Source organism: Acidovorax sp. GBBC 1281 (assembly GCF_028473645.1).
Lineage (GTDB): Bacteria > Pseudomonadota > Gammaproteobacteria > Burkholderiales > Burkholderiaceae_C > Paracidovorax.
In genome coordinates, this window is the sequence record NZ_CP097269.1 from 4,289,508 (window position 1) to 4,306,354 (window position 16,847).

14 protein-coding genes and 1 pseudogene are annotated in these 16,847 nt (G+C 63.2%); 6 read left to right on the forward strand and 9 right to left on the reverse strand.

Annotated features, from left to right (window positions below; genetic code table 11):
* Positions 1 to 35 precede the first annotated feature (35 nt).
* The gene (locus tag M5C96_RS20090; protein WP_272564922.1) at positions 36 to 1,130 is read right to left on the reverse strand and encodes a BMP family ABC transporter substrate-binding protein; all 1,095 of its coding nucleotides are present in this window, start codon (positions 1,128 to 1,130) and stop codon (positions 36 to 38) included.
* 265 nt (positions 1,131 to 1,395) lie between these two features.
* Positions 1,396 to 1,638 carry a hypothetical protein gene (locus tag M5C96_RS20095; protein WP_272564923.1) on the reverse strand — a complete coding sequence of 81 codons (243 nt, stop codon included), beginning with the start codon at positions 1,636 to 1,638 and terminating at the stop codon, positions 1,396 to 1,398.
* Between the two features lie 95 nt (positions 1,639 to 1,733).
* Here M5C96_RS20095 and M5C96_RS20100 point away from each other — a divergent pair, with 95 nt between their 5' ends.
* Positions 1,734 to 2,819, forward strand: a complete 1,086-nt coding sequence (locus tag M5C96_RS20100) for an IS5 family transposase (protein WP_272569564.1) — start codon at positions 1,734 to 1,736, stop codon at positions 2,817 to 2,819.
* Between the two features lie 104 nt (positions 2,820 to 2,923).
* On the opposite strand, the gene M5C96_RS20105 is transcribed toward M5C96_RS20100, so the two are convergent.
* From M5C96_RS20105 to M5C96_RS20135, 7 genes and pseudogenes are all read right to left on the reverse strand, one after another.
* Complete coding sequence (locus M5C96_RS20105) at positions 2,924 to 4,039, reverse strand: molybdopterin cofactor-binding domain-containing protein (protein ID WP_272564924.1); 1,116 nt, start codon at positions 4,037 to 4,039, stop codon at positions 2,924 to 2,926.
* Positions 4,036 to 4,695 carry a plasmid pRiA4b ORF-3 family protein gene (locus M5C96_RS20110; RefSeq protein ID WP_272564925.1) on the reverse strand — a complete coding sequence of 220 codons (660 nt, stop codon included), beginning with the start codon at positions 4,693 to 4,695 and terminating at the stop codon, positions 4,036 to 4,038. Before M5C96_RS20110 ends, M5C96_RS20105 begins: the two co-directional genes overlap by 4 nt.
* A 2-nt stretch (positions 4,696 to 4,697) precedes the next feature.
* Positions 4,698 to 6,083: pseudogene (tnpC, locus tag M5C96_RS20115) on the reverse strand (IS66 family transposase); the annotation flags it as partial.
* A gap of 148 nt (positions 6,084 to 6,231) precedes the next feature.
* On the reverse strand, positions 6,232 to 6,579 hold the full coding sequence (gene tnpB, locus M5C96_RS20120) for an IS66 family insertion sequence element accessory protein TnpB (protein ID WP_272563683.1): 348 nt from the start codon (positions 6,577 to 6,579) through the stop codon (positions 6,232 to 6,234).
* On the reverse strand, positions 6,576 to 6,977 hold the full coding sequence (gene tnpA, locus M5C96_RS20125; RefSeq protein WP_272563682.1) for an IS66-like element accessory protein TnpA: 402 nt from the start codon (positions 6,975 to 6,977) through the stop codon (positions 6,576 to 6,578). The genes tnpB and tnpA overlap by 4 nt, the downstream gene beginning before the upstream one ends.
* Before the next feature lie 367 nt (positions 6,978 to 7,344).
* Entirely contained in the window at positions 7,345 to 8,172 is an 828-nt protein-coding gene (locus M5C96_RS20130; protein WP_272564926.1) for an SDR family oxidoreductase, read from the reverse strand.
* Positions 8,173 to 8,438: 266 nt separating this feature from the next.
* Positions 8,439 to 9,413: a LysR family transcriptional regulator gene (locus M5C96_RS20135; RefSeq protein ID WP_272564927.1), complete on the reverse strand. Its 975-nt coding sequence runs from the start codon at positions 9,411 to 9,413 to the stop codon at positions 8,439 to 8,441.
* A 189-nt stretch (positions 9,414 to 9,602) separates the two neighbouring features.
* Here M5C96_RS20135 and M5C96_RS20140 point away from each other — a divergent pair, with 189 nt between their 5' ends.
* The 5 genes from M5C96_RS20140 to M5C96_RS20160 all read left to right on the forward strand — a co-directional run bounded on the left by M5C96_RS20140 (position 9,603) and on the right by M5C96_RS20160 (position 16,712).
* Entirely contained in the window at positions 9,603 to 10,670 is a 1,068-nt protein-coding gene (locus M5C96_RS20140; RefSeq protein WP_272564928.1) for an NAD(P)-dependent alcohol dehydrogenase, read from the forward strand.
* On the forward strand, positions 10,667 to 11,455 hold the full coding sequence (locus tag M5C96_RS20145; protein ID WP_272564929.1) for an SDR family oxidoreductase: 789 nt from the start codon (positions 10,667 to 10,669) through the stop codon (positions 11,453 to 11,455). Before M5C96_RS20140 ends, M5C96_RS20145 begins: the two co-directional genes overlap by 4 nt.
* A 68-nt stretch (positions 11,456 to 11,523) precedes the next feature.
* Entirely contained in the window at positions 11,524 to 12,330 is an 807-nt protein-coding gene (locus M5C96_RS20150) for a (R)-mandelonitrile lyase (RefSeq protein ID WP_272564930.1), read from the forward strand.
* Positions 12,331 to 12,376: 46 nt separating this feature from the next.
* Positions 12,377 to 15,568, forward strand: a complete 3,192-nt coding sequence (locus M5C96_RS20155) for an efflux RND transporter permease subunit (protein WP_272564931.1) — start codon at positions 12,377 to 12,379, stop codon at positions 15,566 to 15,568.
* Positions 15,561 to 16,712 (forward strand): efflux RND transporter periplasmic adaptor subunit, encoded by a 1,152-nt coding sequence (locus M5C96_RS20160; RefSeq protein WP_272564932.1) that lies wholly within the window; start codon positions 15,561 to 15,563, stop codon positions 16,710 to 16,712. The genes M5C96_RS20155 and M5C96_RS20160 overlap by 8 nt, the downstream gene beginning before the upstream one ends.
* Positions 16,713 to 16,847 lie beyond the last annotated feature (135 nt).

Here is a 16,847-nt window from a genome sequence, read left to right on the forward strand (position 1 = left end):
AGAGGACGGGGCCCGCGCGGCCCTCCCCGCCTCCTTCAGCGCTGCACGCCCTCGACCAGCCAGTTCATCTGCAGGATCTGCGCATCGCCGAGGGTCTGGCCCGCGGCGATGACCTCGCGGCCGGTGTTGTCGCGCACAGGGGTCGCGCCCGCGCGGAACGGGTGGAATCGCCCCTTGGCGATGTCTTCCTGGCGGGCCAGCACCTCGGCCTTCACGGCCGGCGGCACCTTGCTGCCGAAGCCCTCGACGCGGATCATGCCCTCGCGCACGCCGCCCCAGAGGTTGCCGCTTTTCCATATGCCCTGCGCCACGGCGCGCACGCGTTCGGTGTAGTAGCCGCCCCACTGGTGCGTGACGGCGAGGATCTGCGCGTCCGGCCCCATGCGGCGCATGTCCGAGTGGTAGCCGATCGCGAGCTTGCCGCGCTCCTGGGCCGCGGCCATCACCGCCGTGGAGCCGGTGTGGAAGGCCACCACGTCCACGTTCTGGTTGAACAGCGCCATGGCCGCATCGCGCTCCTTGGGCGGGTCGAACCACACGTCCAGCCACACCAGCTTGACCGTGGCCTGGGGGTTGACCGAGCGCAGGCCCAGCGTGAACGCATTGATGCCCTGCAGCACCTCGGGGATGGGAAAGCCGGCCACGTAGCCCGCCACGTTGGTGCGCGTCATGCGCCCGGCGGCGACGCCGGCCAAGTAGCGGCCCTCGTAATAACGGGCGTTGGCCGTGGCCACGTTGGGCGCGGTCTGGTAGCCGGTGATGGATTCGAATTTCACACCGGGATAGTCCCGCGCCACCCGCAGCGTGGGCTCCATGTAGCCAAAGCTGGGAGTGAAGATGATCTGGTGCCCCGTGGCGGCCAAGTCGCGGATGACGCGCTCGGCGTCCGCGCCCTCGGCCACGTTCTCCACGAACGTGGTGCGCACGCGGTCGCCCATGGCGGCTTCGACGGCCTTGCGGCCCTCGTCGTGCTGGCGCGTCCAGCCCGCTTCGGTGATGGGCGAGACATAGACGAAGCCGGCCCTCACCACGGCCGAGGGGACGGTCTGGGCGGTCTGGCCGGTTTGGGAAAAGGCGGGGGAAAGCCAACAGCAAGCGACCACGAGCGTGGCTGCGAGGTTTTTGTACATGGTGGTCCTCTACATGGTCCCGGGGGATGGAAACGCGAAAGGCGGCCGGGACAGCCGCCTTTCGGGGAGCGCGATTGTAGTCAGCCGGCCCGGCCCGCGTGCCAGCAGGGCCATGCGGGCGGGCGCCCCTGCGGCCACCCGGCCGAGGGCTAGAAGGGCCGCCATTCACCGACCAGGAGTGAAAAGTGCCTCCAGCGCAATTAGAACTAGGGCATGCCGCTATATTTTCGATAGCACATATTCACCCCAGGGAGCGTCACCTTCCTCACCACACCCCAGCTGTAGGCCGGCTGGGCCACGGCATGGAACAAGCCGTAGGACAGGCCCGGGGTTCAACCATCCCGGCCTGGTTCTGGCTCAGGCGGCTGTGGCTCTCCGCCGCTGCAAACCAGCTCCAGATCACGGCGGTGATCAGGTTTCCACTGATTTGCTCGCCAGTCAGGTTCTGCAGGTGGTTGGCTTGCAGTTGGTTTTTGGTGTTCTCCAGTCTCGTCTTGAGGCTGTCCAATTGTCTGGCGCTGATTCCCTTGCGCCAATAGGGAACCTCTCAAAACCCATCCGGTCCCTTGTTGATCGAGAATGCGTGCTCCATCCTTTGCCATGATCACTCCCCGTAGCGCCCTGAAGTTCGACCTGTTCGCTGAGGCCTCGCGCCAACACAAGAGAGATGAGGTGGGCGATCCGCTGCAGGTGATCGCGCGGCACATCGACTTCGCAGAACTGGCCCGGCTGGTGGATGCCTTGATCGAACGCGGGGGTGGCCGCCGGGGCGGTCGGCCCGCCTACCCCACCGAGGTGATGGTGCGCATCCTGGTGTTGAAGCGGCTGTACAACCTGTCCGATGAGCAGATGGAGTATCAGTTGCTGGACCGGGGGAGCTACCAGCGGTTTTGCCTGTTGCAGGATGCGATGAACGTGCCGGACCGCAACACGATCTGGCGCTTTGGCGAGCGCCTTGGCGTGGGCGGGGCAACGGCCTTGTTCCAGGGGGTGGATGCCCAACTGCAGCGCCACGGCTACATCGCCCGGGGCGGGCAGGCCATTGATGCCACGCTGGTGCCCGCGCCCCGACAGCACATCGGCCAGCAGGAGCGGCGAACGCTGGCACAAGGCGGGCAGCCGGACTGGAGCCAAGCGCGACGCAGGCAAAAGGATGTGGAGGCCACGCACACGAAGAAGCACGGCAAAAGCCACTTCGGCTACAAGCTCAGCGTGAGCGTGGACCTCAAGCACGGCTTCATCCGCCGCCTCGCCACGGGCACGGCCAGCGAGCACGACGGGCACCACTTCGATGAGGTGCTGGACATGCACAACACCGGGCGGGCAGTGCATGCGGACAAAGCCTACCCGAGCCGCCAAAGGTGCCAGATGCTGAAAGTGCTGGGATTCGTGGATGCGATGCAGCGCCGTGCGCAGGCGGGCCGACCACAGAGCGAATGCCAGAAGGGGCGCAACCAGCGCATCGCAAAGAAACGAGCCAAGGTGGAGCACGTGTTCGCCGGTATCCGCCACCTGGGGGGCAAGTTCGTGCGCACCATCGGACAGGCGCGCGCCACGGTGGGGATGACGATGATGGCCGCCTGCTACAACATGAAGCGACTGGCCTGGTTCCTGCATCGGGGCGTGGATGCTTTCTTCAAGCCCGCCACTGGCAAGGCACAAGTGCGCCTGCAAACGGTGAAAGCCTGAGCCACCGGGCCTGCAAGGCCCCTCATGCACCCAGGCGCAGACCGTTGCTGGGCCTCATCACGCTCAAACGGCTACTGGCGCCCACTCCTCCCTATTCGGATTCGTCAAACATGGGGTTGTGAGAGGCTCCCGTAAGTGTAGGAGCCTTCGACCTTGCGCTCGTTGGCCAGCAACTCGTCCACGCTTCCGATTGCCTGCACCACCTGCGCACCTTGCGCCTGCTTGGACAGTTCAGCCGCCTGCCGCACATACTGCGTCCAGCTGTCTTTTGAAGCACTGTCGAGGTCCCATACCACCTCCAGCTTGCGCTTAGCAGAAAGTGCCGCCCAAGTGTTGCGCGCAACGATGCCCACCCCAGCCAAGCACTCTGTGGGCTTACCGGTACCCTCCACGACAAACGCGTGCGTGACGCCTGGAAGTGAACGGATCGTCTCGAGGTTGGCCGACGTCACCTTGCCGTAAACCGAAGGGCACTTCTGAAACACAGCCACGAGCATGTTCGGTACCTGCACATCGATACCCAAAAGGGGTTGACCGGTAGCGATCTTGTGGCTGTCGACGCCCTTGTGGCGTTTGCCAAGAAGCTTGAAGTCCTTGCGGTCCTTCAGCCTGACTTGCGCCAGTTCGGGCACGGGCATTGCGGCGGCGTCGCTGGCGAGGTCACCATAACTCGCCGTCCGCCCGCTGCGCTGGTGTCTCAACTGACTGCCCCCGGTAGTGATCTCCGAGGACGGCACGTCCCACCTCTTTGCTGCCGCTGCCACAAGCATCGAGCGCGCACCGGCACCCGCATGCCGCAGCGTCATCCAGCTTGTCGCAACCGACAAGGAGCCACCTGAGAACTGGTTGCCGTAGACAGCGGGATCAACGGGAACCTGCTCCACCTGCACATCCTCCCATCGCGCATCGAGCTCTTCCGCGATGATCAGTGCGAAGGCCGTCTTGACGCCTTGCCCCATCTCCGGGTTGCGGGCCATCACGGTGATCCTACCGTCGGGCGCAATGCGCACGTACGCCCCCGGAGCGAACGGCGGCCCTGAAGGGGTCGCAGAATTCTGCGCAAAGGACGACTCCGTCGTCCCCGTTCCAATCGCGAGCCCAGCGCCAGTGCCTCCAACCAGCTGCAAGAAACCCCGCCGCGACAGCTCACGGGGCACAGATTCCGGTCCTTCAATGCCATCCGCCAAAAGGTCTGTAGCTTGTGCATCCACTTTCGTCATGATGCGCCCCTGGCGCCAGCGCCGGCCTTGGCTGCCGCGTGGATGGCTTGGCGAATGCGGATGTAGGTACCGCAACGGCAAAGGTTCCGAGACATGAAGTCGTTGATCTCGATGCTGTCGAAGGCCAACGGGTCCCAGGTATCGGCACCGATCCATTCGACCAGGTTGTCGTGCTCGGGATCGTCAGGGTTCGCCATGGCCCGCACGAACTCCGCATAGCCCGGTGCGCCTCCGCAATCCTCCGGCGGCGTTGCACAGGCACCGCCGGCACAGAACGGGAGCACGAACTGCGGCATCGGTGCGATCTTCTTCTCGACCTTGATGCGGTGGTCCCAGTAGTCCCCGAAGTCGTAGACGTAGCTCAGCGTCGACCGGTTCAGGGCAGTGGTCAGTCGCGTGCTTTCGCTGGTGATCGAGCCAGGCTCGTCGTGCATCGGGTCTGGCGTGCCATAGCGCTCGCCGTCGCCAGCGATGAACTCGTGCAGATGCGAGTGGCCCCAGCCGAAGGCAGCCTGGACCACAAGATGCAGCTTGGCCAGGGTGATCGTCTCTGGCACCAGGACGCGGCGCCAGACCTTGGGCTTGGTGCCGCGCAATTCAATGTGCAGTTGCAGGATCGCCGCTGGTGCCTTGATCCGTTGGACCTTGCTCGCCATGCTCAAGCTGCTTGTCGTTGGTCTTCGGCGTGTCGGCCGATGTTCCACGGCAGCAACTCGTCGATGCGATTGATCGGATGGTCCGCAATGCGCCCGAGCACATCGCGCAGGTAAGCCTCGGGGTCGAGCCCGTTCAGCTTGGCCGTCTCCACCAGGCTGTAGATGGCCGCGGCGCGCTCGCCCCCAGCGTCCGAGCCCATGAACATGAAGTTCTTGCGGCCCAGGCTCACGCCGCGCAGCGCGCGCTCGGCGGCGTTGTTGTCGATCTCGATGCGACCGTCGTCACGGTAGCGCGTCAACGACCGGAGCCGTGTGAGCGTGTAGCCGATGGCGCGTGCGAGTTCCGACTTGGCACACACCTGCCCGAGCATCCCTCGCAACCAGGCGAACAGTTCCTCGAGCAACGGCCCGGCTCGCGCCTGCCGCTCCCGGCAGCGCTCATCCGGTGGGCGGCCGCGGATGTCGGATTCGATCGCATACAGCGCACCGATGCGCCGAAGGGCCTGTTCTGCAACCGAGCCCTGCGCCCGCCCCTGGCTCTCGTGCAGATCCCAGAATGGTCTGCGCGCATGCGCCCAGCACGAAGCCTCGATGACGTTGCCGTTTGCATAGAGCTTGGCGAAGCCGGCATACGCATCGGCCTGCAACACGCCCTTGAAGTTCTTCAGGTGCGCCTGAGGATGTTCACCCTTGCGGTCGGGCGAGTAACGCAACCACGCCGCGGGCGCGTCTGCACTCGCAGATGACCGATCGTCACGCACGTAGACCCAGAGCCGCCCGGTCTTGGTCTTGCCCCGCCCGGGCGAGAGCACCGCCACTGGCGTGTCGTCGGCGTGGAGCTTGGAGCCCGCCAGCACGTAGCGCCCGAGCGCTGCGACCAGTGGGTGCAAGAGCTTCTCGCTCTGGCCGACCCAGCCAGCCATCGTGGAGCGCTCGATCAGGACGCCCTCGCGTGCGTAGATCCGGCTCTGGCGGTACAGCGGTTGGTGGTCGCAATACTTGGCGACCAGCACGTGGGCCAGCAGCCCGGGGCCGGCCACGCCGCGTGCGATGGGCCGGCTGGGCGCTGGCGCCTGGAAGATCGATTCGCACGCCATGCAGGCGAGCTTGGGGCGCACGTGGCGGATCACCTTGAAGCGCGAGGGCACGTACTCCAGTTGTTCCGAGACGTCCTGGCCGATCTGCCGCAGCCGACCACCACATGCGCTGCAGCCGCAGGCCTGGCCGGCGGCATCGCGCCGCGCATCCGATGTCTCGGGCCGGTACACATGGTTCTCCCGCGGCAGGTGTGTGGGCAGGCTGCGGTCGAAGCCTTCGCTGTTGGCCGCTTGCGCCTTCGGTGTCTTGCCGACCGGTGCGAGTTCATGAGCAGTTTGAGCAGGGCGACTTCCGCGTCACGGGCCTGCACGACACGCAGCAGCGAGTCGACGGTGTGGGGTGCGTTGGCGGTGTTCGGCACGCCATCTACTATGCCATCGGACCTACCCGGAATCGACCGCGACCAGCGCGTTCAGAAGACGAATTCTTGAGCCCAGTTCAAGCTGCGAGCGCAGGCTGATCTGTGCGCATCGGCATGCGCCAGTCGATGCCTTCGAGCAGCATCGAGAGCTGTGCCGGCGTGAGCGAGACCTTGCCGCCTTGCGCCTGCGGCCAGACGAATCGGCCGCGCTCCAGGCGCTTGGCCAGCAGAAGCAATCCCTGGCCATCGAACCACAGCACCTTGAGCATGTCGCCGCGCCGGCCGCGGAAGACGAAGACGTGACCGCAGAAGGGGTTGGCCGCCAGCGCCGTCTGCACCATCGCAGACAGGCCGTTGAAGCCCTTCCTCATGTCGGTGTGGCCGGCAACGATCCAGACGCGGGTGCTCGTGGGAAGGCCGATCACGCCAGCGCCTTGAGCGTCTGCAGGACATGGCGCACGCTGGCTTCGTCGACTGCACCGCGCAATCGCACCCTCGCCCCGCCGACATCGATCTCGATGGTCCCGCCAGGCTGACGAGGCGCCGCCGCCGTGGGTGAAGGGCATGGCGCAACCGGAGCAGCTTCGATGGTGACGGGCAGCAACATCGGCGAGGGCTGCGGCGGCGCTGGCGTCTGGGGCTGCTCTTGCGTGCTCAGGTGCATCCGGCGCCATGCGAACAGCAGGTTCGAGTTGATGCCGGCCTGCAGCGCGACGGCGGCCACTGACGCGCCGGGCACCAGGCTTCGTGCGACCAGCTCGCGCTTGAACATCGGGCTGTGCTCGCGCCGACGGCGCTTGCTCGGGGTGTCTTGATCGTTCATTGATGTGCATTAGCGGTTCTTCATGCACACCATCGCAGCGTACATGGACCACCGATCCTGCACATCAGCCCTCAGCAAAAACAGAGGGTACTGAGAAGACGCTTACCTACCAACCTGCATGGCTTTGTTATCAAGCTACGGTCGATGCTGGATCAACGCCAAGCGCAATTGCCCAGCTTTGACGTGCCGCATAGACTTACCGGCAAATGGGTTCGCAAACGCCCTCTGCAGAACACCGATCTTGGGGTGGCCTGAAAGGCGCCAGCCCAGGTTCGCTGAACAACCTACCGCTGACGCCACCGGCGGCTCTGAGCAGCAGCTCTGACTTGGCCAGCCTGCTCGCGCTACAAAGCCGCCCCCACGCCAGTCAAGCAGGCGCCAGCTCTCCATACCAGTGTGACGCCGTCACGCCACCGTCCATGAGGAAGTCGCTGCCGGTAATGAAGCTGCCATCTGGGCCCATCAGCAATGCCGCGACATTTGCCACTTCATCGGGCGTTCCAGCGCGTCCCACGGGGCAAAGATCAATCATTCGCTTGTACCCCGCGCCGCGAGGTCCGGACAACTCATCGTTGGCGAGAGGTGTAATGACAATGCCAGGGCTGATCGTGTTGACTCGCGCGCCATGCTTGCCCCACAGGACCGATTGAGCCATTACCCGGAGCGCGTTAGCTCGTTTTGAGATTTGATACGCGAACAACGGGTCTGTCACGCGGTCCGGTTGAAGCATGGGCAGAGAAAGCAGTTCTTCAGTTGGCGTCATGGCGAGAGCCTTGTTCTCCTCCACGGAAAGTCCGGGCAGACGATGACCCGACTGCGATGCGATCACCACGCCTGCGCCACCTGGGGCGATCACACTGCCGAACTCTTCAAGTACAACGGCAGTGCCGTAGAGGTCGACTTTCAAGATGGTGGCTGGGGACGCCTGTGAAGGCGAAACGCCCGCCGCGTGAACCAGTCCAGTCACGGCCCCCAATCCTGTGGCCATTTCCACCAACTCATGCACTGACTCGCGAGAGGCTACGTCCACCACGGTAGCGCTTACCCGGTACCCTGCATCCGTGAGGGTCTGAGCTGCAGCTGCGGCATGCTCTTCGCGCAGGTCTGCAACCAGCACATGCTTACCTACGCCAACACGGCGCGCAATCGCTTGGCCAATGGATCCCGGACCGATGACGACGACAACATCCTTCATTGCAATTCTCCAGAAAAAAATATAGACAAGGGCAGACTCATGCCCTGCGCAATAACCAGAGCACGTGAGAGCGCGCAAGGCGCTCCAGCGTGGACCGGGCGATGTGTCCAATGTAGGTCGCTTGGAGAGCCGGGGCTAGTCGTGCAACAGTTGATGGATCATCAACTGCAGCTTGATGACGACAGCGCGCATACAGGCCCTTCAGGGCCGGGTTCCCGACCTTACGAGCGACTCTGACTACGGATGATTTCCCATTTTTGGGTGCGTCACTTGGCTCGCATCACCTTGCGTCGACCCTTTGCCTCGGCGGCAGCCAACTCTTTGGAGCTCAACTCGTACACCGCGGTGTCAGTCAGTTGCTCGATGGCCAAGTCGATGAACGAACGCACACGGACTGGCTGCGACGTGCGGCTGCCGTAGTAGATATGCACGCCCATGTGGTCCGTGGCGTGAGCGGTCAGCAATGGAACCAGTCGACCGGCGCGGATATGCGCTGCAGCGGATAGGTTTGACAGCGATCCGATCACGCGCCCGGATAGCACGGCTTCGGCTTCCAATTCGGTATCGTTGGTAGAGATCGCGGGTGGAAGATCCAAGCTCACGACCTCCTTGTCGACCTTGAAAAACCAAGGGTAGACACGCCCGGTTACTGGGTGGCGGAACATGCTGCACCGGTGCGACGCCAGTTCATCGAGCGAATCGGGAGCACCGTGTGCCGCGATGTACGACGGCGCTGCGCAAACGATGAGCTGCACGGTGAAGAGTCGCCGTGCGATGAGCCCATCCTCCGGCGGCGACCCGATCCTGAAGCCCACGTCAGCCCGGTCCTGGACCCAGTTGCCGATGCGATCGTCCAGATGAACATCAGGCTGCACGTCAGGGTGCTGCTGGCAGAAATTGTCGATGACTGGCCAGAGGATTGGCAAGAACGACGACTTGGGGGCAATGATGCGCAGCGGACCCGCAACTTCATCCTTCGAGGCGCGAACGCGCTGGGTCGCTCTCTCAAGTGCGGCCAGCGCGGGCTGCGTCGCCTCCAGGAACTGGCGACCCTCGTCAGTAAGAGCGATGTCGCGTGTCGTTCGGTGCAAGAGCCTCACGCCCAGATGCTGCTCCAGCTGAGCCAGCTGCTGACTCGCGGCCTGAGGGCTCACGCCCTGTGCCTTCGCTGCACGCCTCAGGCTGCCGAATTCCACGGCCTTGGCAAACATTTCAATCGCGCGTAGCTCGTTTATGGGCATGGGATAGCGGTCCTTTCTTCACTGATTATCAATTGTTGGTTGCTACTCGTGCAAGGGTTAGGCCACTAGCTGATTGATAGGCAGAGACCTAAAGTTCGCTTGTCCCGCGCCGGCCTGCATTGCACTTGTGGCCAGGCGGTGGTCGCAAATTGCTACCGCAAGTGCGGCAAATCTCACAGAGCCCAGACCATGAACACTTCAGTACGCGCCTTCGCAGCGCATTCCCCTAACGGCCGCCTTGGACTGTTCAACTTTGATCGCCGCAGTCCCCGCTCTGACGACGTCACCATCGAGATCTTGTACTGTGGTGTATGCCACTCCGACGTGCACAACGTCCGAAACGACTGGGGTGGTGCAACCTATCCAATGGTGCCCGGCCATGAGATTGTCGGCCGCGTGGTAGCCCTTGGCTCGGAGGTCACCCGATTCAAGGTCGGTGACCGCGTGGGCGTAGGCTGTCTGGTCGATTCTTGCCGGCACTGCACTGCATGCGGCAAAGGCTGGGAGCAGTATTGCGAGAACGGTCGAGTCGACACTTACAACAGCGTGGACCGGCACGATGGCAAGCCTACACAGGGCGGCTACTCCGAACAGATCGTCGTCTCCGATGCCTTCGTACTCAAGGTGCCAGACAGTCTGGATTTGGCTGCTGCCGCGCCTCTGCTCTGTGCAGGCATCACCACCTATTCACCACTGCGCCATTGGAACGTAGGCTCTGGCAGCAAGGTTGCTGTAGTCGGACTTGGGGGACTAGGCCACATGGCTCTGAAGCTGGCCCAAGCAATGGGCGCAGAGGTGACCTTATTCACGCGTTCTGCCGGCAAGGAGTCCGATGCCCGCCGTCTCGGTGCCAACCAAGTTGTGCTGTCAACTGACGCTGCTCAGATGGCCGCCGTAGCGGGACGTTTCGATCTCATCATCGACACCGTCCCTTACGTGCATGACGTGAACCCATATGTTCCGACGCTGGCCACGGGTGGTACGCTGACCCTGGTGGGCTACCTCGGCCCCCTGGAGCCTGCGTTGAACTCGGCCCCACTGGTGCTCAGCCGCAAGGCGGTCGCAGGTTCGCTGATCGGGGGCATAGCCGAAACCCAGGAAATGCTGGACTTCTGCGGCCAGCATGGCATCGTTTCTGACATCGAAACCATCGCCATCCAAGACATCAACGAGGCATACGAGCGCATGCTCTCAAGCGACGTGAAGTACCGCTTCGTCATCGACATGGCCTCGCTCAAGGCGAAGGTAAGCGAATGAGGCGAACCCCGCTCCACATTCTGGTCATCGGTGCCAACGGCAGCATCGGCCGACTGGTGGTCGCACAGGCTCTGGAGCAGGGGCATGCTGTGCGGGCACTGGTTCGCGACCTAGGGCGAGCCGCCGATCTGCCCGCAGAGGCAGAGCGAGTCGTCGGTGATGTCACGAAGCCTGAAACTCTCGAAGCCGCTGTTGCGGGCACAGATGCGATTGTCTTTACCCATGGCTCCACCAGCGGAAGCAAGGCAGGCTCAAGGCAAGTCGACTACGGAGGGGTGCGCAACGTGATGGCAGCGCTGGGTCGCCGGCAGGCTCGCGTTGCGCTGATGACAGCCATCGGGGTTACCAATAGGCAGGGAAGCTACAACCAGGCGACCGAAGCCCATGACTGGAAACGCCGCAGCGAGCGGCTCGTGCGCGCGAGCGGCCTGCCATATACCGTGGTGCGGCCAGGCTGGTTTGACTACAACGCCGCCGATCAGTTGCGGCTCACCCCGCTACAGGGCGACACCCGCCAAGCGGGCAACTCCAGTGACGGTGTTGTTTCGCGCTACCAGATCGCGCAAGTCCTGGTGTATTGCTTGACATCAGAGAGCGCATTGCACAAGACCTTCGAGCTGGTAGCTGAGCGAGGGTCTGCAACGGTCGACTTTGAGGCGATGTTCCGTTCTCTCAAAGCTGATTTGCCCGGCTCTATGGATGGGGTGCGAGATGCTCCGAACATGCCAATGGCGCAGGAACCACCACATGTTCTTGACGACCTAGTTCACGCCAGCAGCCGATAGCGCGTACGCGAAAGCGGCGTACTGCCAACGACCTCTTCCCCACCTATTCCCAACCTGAAGGATCTTCTATGAAATTCATCGCCGCCGCTGCCGTAGCCCTCTCCCTCCTGGAGCCCATTGCCGCAGCTGAAAACGACTTGCAGATTCGGCGCGTTGGATCGCGTCCAGTGAATGCGGCTCCCGCCGAGAACTTCACGGGCACAGTGAAGGTCGAGATGCTTTACACGCCCGTAGGCGAAGAGCGAACCTCGGCAGGCAGCGTTAGCTTTTCCCCAGGAGCACGCACGGCCTGGCACTCACATCCATTGGGACAGACTCTTGTCGTCACCTCTGGGGTGGGGCGCGTGCAGCGCTGGGGTGGCTCAGTGGAAGAGATCCGGGTCGGCGACGTGGTTCACATTCCCGCCAACGTAAAGCACTGGCATGGCGCAGCCCCCGACAGCGCGATGACTCACACAGCGATCACCGAAGTGCTGAACGGGAAATCGGCCGATTGGATGGAACAGGTTGCGGATGCACAGTACCTGGTTCCACCCGTGCCCGTGGCTGCTGTATTGCCACCTGCGCAGGGCCAGAAACTGTTCGGAGACATTGCACCCAAGTTTGCTCAGTTGACCGACGAAGTGCTGTTCGGCGACGTGTGGGCTCGCCCGGGCCTGTCCCAACGGGACCGCAGCCTGATCACCGTAAGTGCCCTGATAGCGATGAACCGGCCCGACCAGTTGCGCGGGCACATGGCGCGGGCGCGGCAGAACGGCGTCTCCGATGCGGAGCTGATCGAAGCTACTACCCATCTGGCGTTTTATGCCGGCTGGCCCAGTGCAGTGACGGCGATAGGAGTTGCCCGCGAAGTCATGGACATTCCAAAGCCTTGATGCCCGCAGGCAAATCACATATGACCCACGCTCCTGAGGCCACTTCATGCTGATCGGTGCCGTCCGCGTTGCCCTGCGACGTCCTTACACCTTCGTCGTGATGGCGTTGCTGCTGATGATCGTGGGCCCGCTGGTCGCGATGCGCACGCCCACCGACATTTTTCCAGAGATCCGCATCCCGGTGATCGCTGTGGCATGGCAGTACACGGGGCTGCCGCCGGACCAGATGGCAGGCCGCATCTCGTCGCCGTTTCAGCGCATCCTGACGACAGCGGTCAACGATATCGAGCACATGGAAGCCAGCACCTACGCAGGGGTTGGCATCGTCAAGATCTTCTTTCAGCCCGGCGTGAATGTGGCGACTGCGAATGCGCAGGTCACCGCCGCGTCGCAGGTGGCCTTGCGCCAAATGCCGCCTGGGACACAACCCCCCGTGATCCTGAACTACAACGCTGCGACGGTTCCCATCCTGCAGGTGGCGCTTTCCGGTGAAGGGTTGTCTGAGCAACAGTTGTTCGACTTGGGCATGAACACGGTGCGTACACCGCTCGTCACTGTTCCTGGCGCGGCCATCCCTTTGCCATACGGCGGCAAGCAACGCCAAGTGCAGTTGGACCTCGATCCTGCCGCTCTGCAAGCGCGAGGGCTGTCCGCGCAAGACGTGGCTCTCGCACTGGCTGCGCACAATGTGCTGGTGCCCGTTGGCACACAGAAAATCGGGAGCCTCGAATACACGCTTCAGCTCAACAGCGCTCCCTCGGCCATCGAAGAACTGGGGCGCATCCCCGTGAAAATTGTCAACGGCAGCACCATCCTGATGCGCGACGTGGCCCAGGTGCGTGACGGCAGTGCACCCCAGACCAACATCGTGCACGTTGACGGCGGTCGCTCCGTGCTGATGTCAGTGCTCAAAAACGGTTCGGCCTCGACACTGGCCATCGTCGACGGTGTGCGTGCCAAGCTCGACGAGATGAGAGCGTCGCTGCCTGCCGAGCTGAAAGTACTCCCGATCAATGATCAGTCCCTCTTCGTGCGCGCGGCAGTGAAAGGCGTGGCGCTGGAAGGCGTGATCGCAGCAGTACTCACCAGCCTTATGATCTTGCTGTTCCTGGGAAGTTGGCGCCCCACGCTGATCATTGCAGTATCCATCCCCCTGTCCATCCTGGGTGCGCTGATCAGCCTGGCCGTTCTGGGTCAGACCTTGAACCTCATGACCCTGGGTGGCCTCGCACTGGCCATCGGCATTCTGGTGGACGATGCCACCGTCACCATCGAGAACATCAACTGGCACCTGGAGCAGGGCAAAGATGTGGAGACGGCCATCCTCGACGGCGCGCACCAGATCGTCATGCCCGCATTCGTCTCGCTGCTGTGCATCTGTATCGTGCTCGTGCCCATGTTCTTCCTGGACGGCATCTCTCGCTTCCTCTTCGTCCCCATGGCGCTTTCCGTCATGCTGGCGATGGTGTGCTCCTTCATCCTGTCGCGAACGCTGGTGCCAACGATGGCCAAGTACCTTCTGAAGGCACATAGCCATGCGCCTGCCTCCACGACCTCGCGCAATCCGCTGGTGCGATTTCAGCGCCGCTTCGAAGCTGGCTTCGAACGCTTGCGCATGGGCTATCGCGGAGCGCTGCAGGGCGCGCTCGCGAGCAGCGGACGCTTCTTGATTGGCTTCATGCTGGTGGTTCTGGCCTCATTCGCGCTGCTGCCTTTTATCGGAAGCAACTTCTTTCCTTCCGTGGATTCAGGGCAGATCCTGATGCATGCGCGTGTACCGGTGGGAACGCGTGTTGAGGAAACAGCCAGTCGCTTTGCCACCATTGAACGGGCAATACGCCGTGTCATTCCGGCTGAGGAGATCGAAACTCTGGTGGACAACATCGGTCTGCCTCCAAGCAACATCAACCTCACCTACAACAACACGGGCGTTTCGGGATCGCACGATGGTGATTTTCAGATCGCCCTGCGCAAGGGCCACCAGCCGACGGCTGACTATGTGAAGAAGCTGCGTGAAACGCTGCCCCAGGATTTCCCCGACACGGCCTTCTGGTTCCCCCCTGCAGACATCGTCAGCCAAATCCTCAACTTCGGTGCGCCTGCTCCCATCGACATCCAGATACGAGGTCGCGACACCGAGGCCAACTTCGCATATGCGCAGCAACTCACTGGACGCCTGCGTGGAATACCTGGGGTGGTAGATGTCCGCATCCAGCAATCGAACAAGGCTCCGGTGTTCAAGATCGACGTTGACCGCATGCAGGCACAGCAATTGGGCCTGAGCACACGGGACGTGACCAATAGCTTGGTCGTGAATCTTGCGGGCAGCAGCCAGGTGGCGCCCACCTTCTGGCTCAATCCTGCCAATGGTGTCAGCTATCCGATCGTGATGCAGACCCCTCAGCATGAACTCGATTCGCTGGCTTCGCTGGAAAACCTGCCGGTCGGCAATGGCGCGACTACGGGGACGGCAACGCTGGGTGGAATTGCCAGTTTCGAACGCAGCTCCGGCAGTGCGCTTGTCAGCCAATATGACGTGCAGTCCATGGTCCAGATCCATGCGGCCGCCCAGGGCCGCGATCTTGGAGCGGTGGCCGCGGACGTTCGGAAGGTACTGGCGGATGCGGCTGCGGATGTCCCCAAGGGATCTGCGGTGCACCTGATGGGCCAGGTGCAGACCATGGAACGTGCGTTCTCCGGCCTGTTCGTCGGGTTGATTGGGGCTGTGGTGCTCATTTACCTGCTGATCGTCGTCAACTTCCAGTCCTGGCGTGATCCGGCTGTGATCATCTCGGCGCTGCCTGCGGCGCTGGCCGGCATTGTCTGGATGCTGTTCGTGACGCAGACCACGCTCTCGGTCCCCGCGCTTACCGGCGCCATCATGTGCATGGGCGTGGCAACCGCCAACAGCGTGCTCGTCATCAGCTTCGCCCGCGAACGCCTGGCAGAACTAGGCGATGCCCAAGCCGCCGCGCTAGAGGCCGGGTTCGTACGCTTTCGTCCGGTACTGATGACGGCATTGGCCATGGTGATTGGCATGCTGCCGATGGCTCTGGGCGTGGGGGAAGGCGGCGAGCAGAACGCGCCGCTCGGCCGTGCCGTCATTGGGGGACTGATCACTGCGACCATCGCGACCCTGGTCTTCGTCCCTGTTCTGTTCAGCCTGGCCCATCGGCGCGATGGCCGCACAGTTCCCGCCTCAGCCCCCCAATCCAACGCAGTGAGCTCCCATGCCTGATAACTCCTTCTTCACCCGTCGGCGCATTGGCGCTGCTGCTGCTCTCTGCCTGGTGGTGGCTGTTGTGGCTGCTGGACTCGTGAGCCGCCAGACGCAGGCCCGGCAACTCCAGGTGGCGGCTGAAGCGCAAGCCATCCCAGTCGTGAAGCTGGTCGATCCGGTGGCCATTTCAGCAAGCGTTCTGGAATTGCCCGCACGGCTGGAGGCCTGGGCACGTGCCCCTATCCACGCTCGCGCCAACGGATACCTCAGGCGCTGGACCGTCGATATTGGTGGGACGGTCAAGGCCGGACAGCTTCTGGGGGAAATTGAGACACCGGAGCTTGACGAGCAGTTGATGCAGGCACGTGCGGAGCTGGCCACTGCCCAGAGCAACGCGGCGCTGGCCGCCAGCACGGCGCAACGCTGGAAGTCACTGCTGGCCACCGATTCGGTGTCCCGCCAGGAGGCTGACGAGAAGGCCGGCGACCTCTCCGCCAAGCAATCGATCGTGACCGCACTGCAGGCCAATTTCGACCGAGTCCAGGCGATGAAGCAGTACACGCGGTTGACCTCGCCCTTCGATGGCGTGGTGACTGCGCGCAATACCGACGTCGGCGCACTGATAAGCGCAGGAGGTGCGCCTGGTTCCGAGTTGTTTGTGGTATCGGACATCCGGCGCTTGCGTGTCTATGTGAACGTACCTCAGCGTCAGCTGGCATCCGTTCGCGTGGGGGGCAAAGCCGCGCTCGTCGTCCCAGAGCGACCGACCCAGACCTACGAGGCGACAGTGCAGTCTCTGGCGCGGGCCATCCAGTCCGGCGCCGGTGGCATGGTGGTTCAGCTGTCAGTCGACAATGCATCCGGCGAGCTGCTGCCCGGGGCCTTCGCCACCGTACGCCTAGAGTCCGGCGCCAGCAGAAGTCGGATCGGCGTGCCTCCCGGCGCACTGATCATGGGCAAGAGCGGCGTCCAGGTGGCGACCGTTGCTGCAGATGGCCGCGTAGTGCTCAAGGCGGTCACCATCGCGCGCGACCATGGGCAACTGATCGAACTGGCGGGCGGGCTGGAGCCGGGCGAGCGGGTGGTGGATTCGCCACCGGACGGGATCGTGAGTGGTGACGCGGTGCGCATTGCCAGCATGTCCTCGAAGGCGACCCCATGAGCCAGGCAGGACCTCACGCCAAACTCGCGGCGGTCATGATCGCCTTGGTTCTGGCTGGCGCAGGCTGCGCACAGATCGACCTAGTGGTGTGCACCAGAGATTCGCATGAACTTCTATGATGTGTTTCTGGCGGCT